The organism is Paraburkholderia sp. BR10954 (assembly GCF_040965775.1).
Classification (GTDB): Bacteria; Pseudomonadota; Gammaproteobacteria; order Burkholderiales; family Burkholderiaceae; genus Paraburkholderia; species Paraburkholderia youngii.
Genome location: NZ_JBFRCK010000007.1, coordinates 272,066 through 281,440, shown reverse-complemented (window position 1 = coordinate 281,440; position 9,375 = coordinate 272,066). Strand labels below are relative to the sequence as shown.

The following is a 9,375-nucleotide window of genomic DNA, read 5'->3' as shown; positions in this document are numbered from 1 at the left end:
TGCTGCAGCACGGTGCGCGTCGCCGGAACGCCCGCGACCTCGCGGACGGACCCCTGGTGATAGAAGCGGATGGTTTGCGTTGTCATGGCGGATCGGAAGACAGTGCGGACCGGGCGCGCGTTACGCATGGGGTCGCAAAAACCGGCCTCGCGCACGTAGATCGCCATCCATACCCGAAGATAGCACTACCCCGGCCCGAAAATATTTCCCGCGTCGCATGAAGCTCATGCGGCGGCGATCATGATCCTGGTACGATTCGCGCGGCAGCGAGAAGTTGCGTGCGCGGAGCGGGGAGCGACGACAATGGTGCGCGATGGGCGGACATCGCGCAGAAAAAAACGCCGGACTCCGGTGGCCCAAGCATGGGCGACACGAAGTCCGGCGTCATTGGCAATGCGGATCGGTCGTCATGACACCCGATGGCGATTGCCCACTAGGCTCAGCATCAGCGCGACGAACGCGACGATGAACGCGACGCCTGACCACATTGGCAGCGTCAGCCCGAGAATCGGCGGATATGCGGTTTCGCACAGGCCCGCGACCTTGAACACGCTCGGCAGCCAGTGCGCGGGCGGCAGGCTGTCGACGATCGGCTGCAGCTCGTCGAAGCCGCAGCTGAAGCCAGGATTCGCCTGGATGTACACATGGCGCGCGGCGGTCGCGATGCCGGCGAGCGCCGACAGCGCCGCCATCACTTCGAGCAGGCGCACGCCGCGCCAGTTCTTGAAGCGCGCGCCGAGGAACGCGAAAATCGCGATCAGCAGAAAGAAATAGCGCTGGATGATGCACAGCGGGCACGGGTCTTCGCGCAGGCCGAACTGCAGGTACAGCGCACCGCCTACGAGGGCGAGACAGATCAGGCCGAGCAGATTCAGCAGGGTGCGCTCGCGGCGCAGCATCGCGGAGTCGTTAGTCATGGATCTTCGATTGGTCTGGAGACGATAGAGCGGGTGCCGGCGATTCTAGCGCGAACGCCTTTCGCGCCGCTTATCGCCTGACGATTGCCGCGCTTTAACGGATCGCTTTCAACACCGCCTCGGCCGCGCGGCCGATTGCGAGCAGCGCGTCGTCGGCGTACGGCGCGCCCGCCAGCATCAGGCCGACCGGCGCGTCGCCGCGCAGATGGCACGGCAGCGACAGCGCGCAGCTATCGAGGAAGTTGAACGCGCTCGGGTTGCGCAGGATCAGCGCGTTAGTGTGGCCGAACGTGTCGTCGTCGTCGAGCAGGTCGGCGAGGCGCGGCGGCACGACCGGCACCGTTGGCGCGACGACCGCATCGAAACGCTGCCACAGCGTGCGCGCGGCTTCGTCGAGCATCGCGGCGCGCTCGGCGAGCAGGTCCAGATAGTCGACCGCGGTGGCCGGCTGTCCTTTCATGATGCGCACGAGCACGCGCGGGTCGTACTGCTCGCGATGCTTGTCGAGCAGCGGGCGATGCCACGCATACGCCTCGATCGGCGAAAAGCCGAAGCGGTTGATTTCCGGCAGGCGGTCGAGCGGCGCGAAGCGCACCTCGCTGACGATCGCGCCGGCCGCCTCCAGGTGCTTGAGCGCGGTGTCGATCGCGCGCGCGACTTCGGGCTCGACGCCGTCGGTCACGAAGTTGGTCAGCACGCCGAGACGCACGCCTTCGAGCGGCCGCGCGGCCGGGATGCGCGGCTCGAGCCCGGCGAGCATCCGGTCGACCAGCGCGCAGCAGGCGACCGATACACCGATCGGCCCGAACGAATCGAGCGTCGACGACAGCGGCACGCCGCCTTGCTTCGGGATGCGCGCGGCGGTCGGCTTGAAGCCGGTCAGCCCGCACAACGCGGCTGGAATGCGGATCGAGCCGCCGGTGTCGGTGGCGAGCGCGACCGCCGCCATGCCGTCGGCGACCGATGCCGCCGCGCCCGACGACGAGCCGCCCGAAACCCGCTCGTCGCCCTTCACGCCGCGCCGGTACGGCGACAACGGATGGCCGTAGTGCGGATTCAGGCCGAGCCCGGAAAACGCGAACTCGCTCATGTTGGTGCGCCCGACGATCACGGCGCCGGCCCGCTTCAGCCGCGCGACCGCGACCGCGTCGGCTTTCGCGGCTGGCGCATCGGCGAGCACGACGGAGCCCGCGCGGGTCGGCTGGCCTTCGATGTCGAACAGGTCCTTGACCGACACCGGAATCCCGGCGAGCGGCGACAGCACGGTGCCGGCCGCGCGCAGGCGATCGTGCGCGTCGGCGGCGGCGCGGGCGGCATCGGCGTCGACGTGCATGAAGACGGCGGCGCCCTGGCCGGCGGGGTCGGCGATCCGCTCGAGCGCGGTTTCGACGAGCGCGCGGCTGGTGGTGCGGCCGGCGGCGAGATCGGCGGCAAGCTGGGCAAGCGGCGGGAACGGAGCGAAGTCAGTGGCCATGATGTCGGTAGAGATCCGGTTGAGCGCGGCTCGGGCGCATGAGCGGGGCGGTGTCGAGCCAACGGAAAGGTCCGTCCGCATTGTAGAGCAAGGTTTTGCGGCCGAGCGGCCTGCCAGGGCCGGCGCGGCGCGGCGCGTAAATTCGCCAAAAACATCGCCGGCCCGTTTGTTACACTGCGCTTTCCGAGATTACCGTTTGTAAGGAAAACGCTCATGCACCATGGCATTGGCTTCATCCAGGATCTGGCCGTCGTGATGGCGCTGGCGGGCGTCGTCACCGTGCTGTTCCATCGCCTGAAGCAGCCGGTGGTGCTCGGCTATATCGTGGCCGGCGTGATCATCGGACCGTACACGCCGCCGTTCCAGCTGATCCATGACGAACAGACGATTCAGACGCTCGGCGAGCTGGGCGTCGTGTTCCTGATGTTTTCGCTGGGTCTCGAATTCAGCCTGCGCAAGCTGTTCAAGGTCGGCGCGACGGCGATCGTCGCCGCGCTGTCCGAGATCGTACTGATGCTGTGGATCGGCTACGCGATCGGCAATGCATTCGGCTGGAGCCCGATGGATTCGCTGTTCCTCGGCGCGATCCTCGCGATCTCGTCGACCACGATCATCGTGAAGGCGCTGTCCGACCTCGGACTCAAACGCGAAAGCTTCGCGCAGCTCGTGTTCGGCATTCTGATCGTCGAAGACATTCTCGGCATCGCGATGCTCGTGCTGCTGACCGGCATCGCGCAGACCGGGCAGTTGTCGGCCGGGATCGCGGCCGTCACGCTCGGCAAGCTGCTGCTGTTCATGACGGTGTCGCTGCTGGTCGGCGTGCTGCTCGTGCCGCGCGCGCTGAACTACGTCGCGCGCACCGGCAGCAGCGAGATGATGCTCGTGTCCGTGCTCGGCTTCTGCTTCGGCTTCTGCCTGCTGGTCGTCAAGCTCGATTACAGCATCGCGCTCGGCGCGTTTCTGATCGGCGCGATCATGGCCGAGTCGCGCCATCTGCATCGGATCGAGCATCTGATCGCGCCGCTGCGCGACGCATTTTCCGCGATCTTCTTCGTGACGATCGGACTGATGCTGAACCCGGCCGTGATACTCGACTACGGATGGCCGATCGCCGTGATCACGTTCGCGGTGATCGTCGGCAAGATCGTGTCGTGCGGGCTCGGCGCGTTTTTGTCGGGGCAGGACGGGCGCACGTCGATGCGCGTCGGCATGACCGTGTCGCAGATCGGCGAGTTCTCGTTCATCATCGCGACGCTCGGTTTGACGTTGAAGGTGACGAGCGGGTTTCTGTATCCGATCGCGGTCGCCGTGTCGGCGTTGACCACGCTGACGACCCCCTATCTGATCCGCGTCGCCGATCCGCTGACGCGCCGCATCGCGAATGCGATGCCCGCCACGTTATCCAACGCGTTCGGCATGTACGGGCAATGGCTGCGCAGTTTGATCGCGGCGCGCGGCGAGCCGACGCTGATCAGCATGACGCGGCGCATCGTCGTGCAGATCGCGGTGAATCTCGCGCTCGTCGCGGCGATTTTCCTGGTCGTGTCGTATAGCGCGCCGCATAGCGGCCGGCTGCTCGCGCACTGGCTCGACGATGAGCCATTGCAACGCGTCGTGCAGTGGAGTGTCGCGCTGGTGGCGTCGCTGCCGTTCCTCGTGGCCGTGTATCGCAAAACCAAGTCGCTCGCGCTGCTGCTCGCCGAAGTCAGCGTGCAGCCGACCGCTGCCGGGCGCTTCACCAGCGCGCTGCGTCACGCGATCGCCGACCTCGTGCCGATCGTGTCGATGATCGGCGTGTTTCTGCTGGTGGCGGCGCTGTCGGGCAGCATCCTGCCGCCGACGGGCCTGCTCGTCGCGGTGCTCGCGTGCGCCGCGCTGCTGCTCACGCTCGTGTGGCGATGGTGCGTGAAGATTCACGCGTCGATGCAGATCGCGTTGCGGGAGACTTTCGACGAGCGGCCAGACCCTTGATTCAGAGGGTTTGTGTAAAGCTTCGCAACAATGTGAGTAATTGTTTGCGGGTTTGCCGGGCCTGCTGCACTGACGGATAATCAGGGCATATTCATTCGTTCGCGCGGAAGGCGCCGGTCCGACAGTCATGAGCGACAAACCCGAAAACGCCGGCACGACCGGCAGTCCACCGCCGAGCTCGCCCGCGCCGAGCGGCACGCCGGCCGCACCGGCACCCTCGCTTCCTCCGTCGCATGAAGATGCCACCCAGTCGGCCGCCAAAGACACGAGCCCGGCCACCGAGGAGGCGACCGCGCTTTCGTCGACCGACGATCCGATCAGCGCATCATCAGTTACTCGCGAAGATCCGCGCACGGCGCGGTTGCGCGACGCGGCGGAGGCACGCAGCGCCGCCGCCGAATCGACCGCGCGCCAGGAAGCCGCGGTGCACGAGCGCGAAGCGCGGCGCGCCGGTACGCGCCCCGGCGGCGCGACCACGGTGAAACCCGAGCCAGCCGTCAAACCGACGGCAGCCGCCGGCGAGCCTCTAGTGGGTGGCGGCCTCAGCGCTGCGGACGTCGCCACCGACGGCGAGATCGCCACCGAGGAAACCGCCGCGCCCGCGGCGCGCGCGCCCGGCTCGCCGCCGCCCGGATTCGGCGCGGCACCCGATTTCAGCGCCACCAATCCGCCTCCGCCCAACGCGCTTCCGCCGTCGCCGCCGCGTTATCTGAAGCAGAGCGATTCGGCGTGGAGCGTGTTCGGCCGTATCGTCGCGGCGCGCGCGCGGCAGCTGTTCGATCGCGCGGGACAGCGGATCACGCAGCGCACGCTGCGCATCGGCGTGTCGGCGCGCATCTTCCACCCGGAACCGGGCGCGAAGGGCTTGCGCGGCAAGACGCTGCAGTATCTGGAGGAGTCGATCGCGCACTGGGTGATGTCGCGCGACGTGCTGGTATTCATGATCCCGACCGTCGGTCATCAGGGCATGCTGCACCCGAGCAACATCCGTCTGCGCGACTATGCGAAGCATCTCGACGGCCTGCTGCTGCAAGGCGGCGCCGACGTGTCGCCGCAGACCTACGCGGAAACGGCGAGCAGCCACGAATGGCCCGGTGACCGCGTGCGCGACATGTACGAGCTCGAACTGCTGCACGAGTTCGTCGAATCGGGCAAGCCGGTGCTCGGCGTGTGCCGCGGCTGCCAGCTGATCAACGTCGCGTTCGGCGGCACGCTGTATCAGGACATCGCGACCGATGTGCCTACCGCGAACGCCCATGTCAACGAGAACTACGATCAGCACCGGCATGGCGTGCATTTTCCCGATGGCTCGACGCTGCTGAACATGTTCCCCGGACGACGCGATGCGATCGTCAACTCGATCCACCATCAGGCGGTGAAGACGCTGGGCCGCGATCTGAATATCGAGGCGGTGTCGGCGTCGGACGGCATCATCGAGGCCGTGCGCTATCGGCGGGCGCCGTTCGTGATGGGCGTGCAGTGGCATCCGGAGTTTCATCGCGCGGGCGGGCCGGAGCTGCTCGATTGCACGCCGTTGCTCGATACGTTCCTGCGGGTCGCGCGGGAGACGCGGTTTTGAGCTGGGCGGGTTCGCGTTGACCCGACGGGCCCGTCCCACCCATTTGACGCACTGCCACGCTATGTGGCTGGCGGCGATCATTGCGCGAATTGTTCCGGGATTTCGGTGACGCGTCGCTGCGATATGTGATTCATCCACTCGGAGCTGTCCGCCGGCCGATCGTTCGACACGGTGGGGCGCGGCAGCGGCGCGGCGTCGCGTGAGGACATCATCGCGAAAGTCGTCACGTCGGCATATTCGTCATCGCCGAACCGGGTTCGAACGCGCGCTTCATGCGACGACTCGTTTGCGGCATGGCGATTTACCGAAAGCGGACGCGTTTGCGCGCGAAGCGCACGACGCGCAGGCGAGGAGTGAATCGCATCACGCGGCGTGCGCGGATTTCGCCTGGTGTTGCGCTGAGGCAAAGCCGCTATGGGCGCGGGTGCAGCGGCGGCCACGTCGACAGGTAATGGCGGAAGCACAGCAGCCGGTGTGACGGCCTCGGCAATCACCGGCGCATCGCGACGCGGCATCAACGCCTGCGCCGACTTCAGCATCTCGGAGGCCATGTGCCGCGGCGCCAGGGGCTGATCGACGATCCACCACACTAGCGCCGCGACGCAGCCGATTACCCCGGCACTCGCCGCGACAGTACGTCGATTCCAAACTGAGCGCCGTTGCGCGATTCGCGGCGAGCGGGCCTTGAGCGCGATACGCATTGGACCCTGAGGCACCTTCCGTTGCATAGCGGGACGCGTCACCGTCGCGGTATGCGCCGCTTCCGCGGCATGCTGCGTGGCGTCCGCGACCGGAGCCTCGGCCGGACGCGTCACGCCGCCCAGCGCGCCCTCGATCGACACCCACTGCCCATACGACAGCAACGGCTGATCCCTGATGCAGACGGTGCGCAGCAGCGCGGCATACAGCGAATCGATTCCGGCTCGCCAGCACTGAGCGTCCGGCAGCAACGCCCAATCGCGGCCGAACGGTTCGGAAAGTTGATTGAGCGGACGGAGAGGGGGAAGGGCGAATGCGCCTTCGATCAAGGTGAGCGGCGTGCTGGTCATCGGTTTCTTCCGGTGTCTCGTGACAGGACGACCGGCGAGGCAGGGACGGAATCTGTAGGGGACCGATGAAGCCATCGGCGACAGAATATCGTGCCTCGAAACTACCTTGTCCACCCTTCAGATGACTCCGAAAACGGGGACATCTCGGGCGCGCTGCACGTGCGTTCAACTGCGATGCTCAGGGCTTCAACCGGTACACGTAGCGCAGCGCGGTGATATCGACGCCGCCCATATGGTCGGGCTCCGCGCCGACCAACTGCCAGCCGTGCCGCTCGTAAAAGCCGATCGCCGCCGTGTTGCCCTCGAGCACGTACAGATACAACTGGGCCTCGCCTTGCGCGCGGGTCCAGTCAACGGCTGCGTGCATCAGTGTTTTGCCGACGCCGATGCCCTGATAACCGGGCAGCGCATGCAGGTTGTCGAGCAGCACGCCCCATGCGGACTCCGGCTGTCGCTCGACACACACGAATCCGATCGGCTCGCCGGCCAATTCGGCGATCAGCACGATGCGGCGCTCGCCGCCCGGCGCGCCGAGACGCGCTTCCCAATAGGCGGCGCGTTCGCGCGTGACTTCGCCGTCGAGGAACGCGTCGGGCAACAGACCGCGATAGGTCGCCTGCCAGCTGGCGCTGTGGATCGACGCGATCAGCGCGGCGTCCTCGAGCGTGGCGGGGCGCAGGGAAAGAGCAGGGGTGGTTTGCATCGGAGTAGTCAACTGAATGGCTTGCGCGGGCAGTCTACCGCCGCCCGCAGGTGTCGCGCGTAAGCAAACTGTATGCGTTTCGCGGCGACCTTATCAGCAGTAACATTACGTGGCATCGGCCCCGCATCAAGCTCAGCGTTTACCCTAGTCTCGGATGAACACCGTGGGCAGCGGAATGCGGCGCCCCCGGGCGCGCTTCGCCAATCGATAACCGCGTGTCCGTCTGCGGGATCCGCTTGCCAAGCGCAGTGGATCGTTCCAACTGCCCGCTCGTCACCGTCCGCGTCGATCCGTCCGACTGGGCGGCGGGCCTCTCCGAGAGTGTCATGTCTACCGCCACCCACGCCGCTTCCAATACCAAAGAATCCAAGGTCAAGACAGTGTTCCGCGTCGTCAGCGGCAACTTTCTTGAGATGTACGACTTCATGGTCTATGGCTACTACGCTTCCGCGATCGCCAAGACCTACTTCCCGAGCGGCAGCGATTTCGCGTCGCTGATGCTGTCGCTGTCCGTATTCGGCGCGGGCTTCCTGATGCGTCCGCTCGGTGCGATCGTGCTCGGCGCCTACATCGACCATCACGGGCGTCGCAAAGGCCTGATCCTCACGCTGAGCCTGATGGCGCTCGGCACGCTGACGGTCGCGACGATACCGGGCTACGCGACCATCGGACTCGTGGCGCCCGTGCTCGTGCTGTTCGGCCGGCTGCTGCAAGGTTTCTCGGCCGGCGCCGAGCTCGGCGGCGTGTCGGTGTATCTGTCGGAGATCGCGACGAAGGGCAACAAGGGCTTCTATTGCTCGTGGCAGTCGGGCAGCCAGCAGGTCGCGGTGGTATTCGCCGCGCTGATCGGCGTGGGGCTCAACAAGATTCTTCCCGCCGACCAGATGTTCGCGTGGGGCTGGCGCGTGCCGTTCCTGATCGGCTGTCTGATCGTGCCGTTCCTGTTCATCATCCGCCGCTCGCTGCAGGAGACCGAGGAGTTCACGGCTCGCAAGCATCGCCCGGGCATGGGCGAGATCCTGAAGTCGATGGCCGCGAACTATCCCGTCGTGCTGGGCGGCATGGGCATGGTCGTCATGACGACCGTGTCGTTTTACATGATCACGGCTTATACGCCGACCTTTGGCAAGGAGGTGTTGAAGCTGACGGCGATCGACGCGCTGGTCGTCACCGTCTGCGTCGGTATCTCGAACCTGATCTGGCTGCCGGTGTCCGGCGCGTTGTCCGATCGCATCGGCCGCCGTCCGGTGCTGCTCGCGTTCACGATCCTGACGATCCTCACCGCGTATCCGGCGCTGCAATGGCTCGTCGCCGAGCCGTCGTTCGCGCGTCTGCTCGCCGTGCAGCTGTGGCTGTCGTTCCTGTATGGCTGCTACAACGGCGCGATGGTCGTCGCGCTGACCGAAGTGATGCCGGTCGAAGTGCGGACCGCCGGCTTCTCGCTCGCGTACAGTCTCGCGACGACGATCGGCGGCTTCACGCCGGCCATCGCCACGCTGCTGATCCACGTGACCAACAACAAGGCGGCGCCGGGTCTGGTTCTCGGCGTGGCGGCGATCTGCGGTCTGCTCGCGACGCTGTTCCTGTATCGCACGCCGGAGGCGCGCAATCAGTATCGGGCGGCCTGACGGGTTCGCCCCATGTTCCGAAAGCAAAAACCCCGCGAAAGCGGGGTTTTTGCT

At 66.4% G+C, this 9,375-nt stretch carries 7 protein-coding genes; 3 read left to right on the top strand and 4 right to left on the bottom strand.

Annotated features, from left to right (window positions below; translation table 11 throughout):
* Positions 1 to 407: 407 nt before the first annotated feature.
* Together AB4Y34_RS13985 and AB4Y34_RS13980 are read right to left on the bottom strand one after the other, a co-directional pair.
* The gene (locus tag AB4Y34_RS13985) at positions 408 to 917 is read right to left on the bottom strand and encodes a disulfide bond formation protein B (protein WP_368716337.1); all 510 of its coding nucleotides are present in this window, start codon (positions 915 to 917) and stop codon (positions 408 to 410) included.
* Positions 918 to 1,011: 94 nt separating this feature from the next.
* Positions 1,012 to 2,391, bottom strand: a complete 1,380-nt coding sequence (locus AB4Y34_RS13980; RefSeq protein WP_368716336.1) for an amidase — start codon at positions 2,389 to 2,391, stop codon at positions 1,012 to 1,014.
* Positions 2,392 to 2,604: 213 nt separating this feature from the next.
* On the opposite strand from AB4Y34_RS13980, the gene AB4Y34_RS13975 reads away from it, so the two are divergent.
* Together AB4Y34_RS13975 and AB4Y34_RS13970 are read left to right on the top strand one after the other, a co-directional pair.
* A complete protein-coding gene (locus tag AB4Y34_RS13975) occupies positions 2,605 to 4,362 on the top strand; it encodes a cation:proton antiporter (RefSeq protein WP_368716335.1) in 1,758 nt (585 codons plus the stop codon).
* A 127-nt stretch (positions 4,363 to 4,489) separates the two neighbouring features.
* Complete coding sequence (locus AB4Y34_RS13970; protein WP_368716334.1) at positions 4,490 to 5,941, top strand: gamma-glutamyl-gamma-aminobutyrate hydrolase family protein; 1,452 nt, start codon at positions 4,490 to 4,492, stop codon at positions 5,939 to 5,941.
* A 77-nt stretch (positions 5,942 to 6,018) separates the two neighbouring features.
* On the opposite strand, the gene AB4Y34_RS13965 is transcribed toward AB4Y34_RS13970, so the two are convergent.
* Together AB4Y34_RS13965 and AB4Y34_RS13960 are read right to left on the bottom strand one after the other, a co-directional pair.
* The gene (locus AB4Y34_RS13965) at positions 6,019 to 6,990 is read right to left on the bottom strand and encodes a hypothetical protein (protein WP_368716333.1); all 972 of its coding nucleotides are present in this window, start codon (positions 6,988 to 6,990) and stop codon (positions 6,019 to 6,021) included.
* A 178-nt stretch (positions 6,991 to 7,168) separates the two neighbouring features.
* A complete protein-coding gene (locus AB4Y34_RS13960) occupies positions 7,169 to 7,693 on the bottom strand; it encodes a GNAT family N-acetyltransferase (protein ID WP_176105364.1) in 525 nt (174 codons plus the stop codon).
* Positions 7,694 to 8,019: 326 nt separating this feature from the next.
* On the opposite strand from AB4Y34_RS13960, the gene AB4Y34_RS13955 reads away from it, so the two are divergent.
* Positions 8,020 to 9,321 carry an MFS transporter gene (locus AB4Y34_RS13955; RefSeq protein WP_176124363.1) on the top strand — a complete coding sequence of 434 codons (1,302 nt, stop codon included), beginning with the start codon at positions 8,020 to 8,022 and terminating at the stop codon, positions 9,319 to 9,321.
* Positions 9,322 to 9,375: the final 54 nt, after the last annotated feature.